Source organism: Chryseobacterium kimseyorum, assembly GCF_025971945.1.
Taxonomy (GTDB): Bacteria; Bacteroidota; Bacteroidia; order Flavobacteriales; family Weeksellaceae; genus Chryseobacterium; species Chryseobacterium kimseyorum.
On the sequence record NZ_JAPDHW010000045.1, the window covers coordinates 1 to 1,241 of the forward strand.

The 1,241-nt window shown below is 36.3% G+C and carries 1 protein-coding gene; it reads left to right on the forward strand.

Annotated elements, in window-relative coordinates:
* The first annotated feature begins 225 nt into the window (after positions 1 to 225).
* On the forward strand, positions 226 to 1,209 hold the full coding sequence (locus tag OMO38_RS20245; RefSeq protein ID WP_264751989.1) for an IS110 family RNA-guided transposase: 984 nt from the start codon (positions 226 to 228) through the stop codon (positions 1,207 to 1,209).
* Positions 1,210 to 1,241 lie beyond the last annotated feature (32 nt).

Here is a 1,241-nt window from a genome sequence, read left to right on the forward strand (position 1 = left end):
ATGGTAAGTTTGCATGAAGCAAAATAGATTAATAACTTGGTTAAAAAAATTAACCAAAAGAGCAAAAGCAGCAGGATAAAGACAGACGTTTCTTTGATACTTAGATATCGCCCCTGATATTATTCCCCTGCTGCTGTTTTCTTCCAAATCCGGATAGAACATTGTTGGTAAAAACTTTTACCATGGTGGATCAGAAGAAAACCTCTTTTAAAAAAAGATTTTACAATGACAAAATTATTAAAAAAAGTGATTGGTGTTGATGTGGGAGCAAAGTTTTTAACGGTGAGCTTTAATGACAGCAATAAACAGGATCAGGTTTATAACATCGAAAACAATCAGCACTCGGTTTTATCTTTTTTAATGAAAATATCATCAGATGATTATTGTTTCGTCATCGAAGCTACCGGGAATTACAGCAGCAGAATACTTCATCTCACTTTGGGACAGGGCTTTGAAACGAGCTTGATTAATTGCATGTCGGTAAAACATTTTGCAAGGATGAAAAACATTATTACAAAAACAGATGCTGAAGATGCAAAACTTGTGAGGCTTTATGGAGAGATGTTCCGTCCTGAGAAATACATTCCAAAAAGTATTGAGATTGAACATCTTGATCAGGAGATTAAACTTTTGAATGATCTGGAGGAAGAAAAGCGCAGGTATGCCGTAAAACTGAAGGCACTTCGTTTTAATCCTTATCTGAATCCCAATACAGAAAAGCATTATGAAAGAAGGCTTAAACAGTTAGATAAAGAAATCAGAGAAGTTGAGCTGCGTCTTCCAAAACTTCAGGATGAGGAATTCAGAGAAATTAAAGGTCTGATACAAAGCGTTTCGGGAATTGGAGAGAAAACCTCGCTTCAACTGATGACAGCAACTTCGGGTTTCAGGAATTTTGATTCTGCCAAATCTCTGGTGAAGTACTTTGGATTGGCTCCCAGAATTTACCAGTCGGGTAAAAAATCCTATTCTCCGGGAAAGTGCAGAACCTCTAAAACTCATATCAGAAGCCTGTTGTATGTCTGCTCCTGGACGGCGATGAAGCATAATATTCACTGTAAAGAGCTTTACTTAAGATTGTTGGCAAAAGGCAAGCCTAAAAAAGTTGCATTGATCGCAGTTTGCAACAAGCTTTTAAGGATCTGTTTCGGTGTAGTGAAAAACAAAATAGCTTATCAGGCAGATTATCAGAAAACCTTAAAATTTTAACTTAAAGAATTTGCAGATTAACATAGAACATC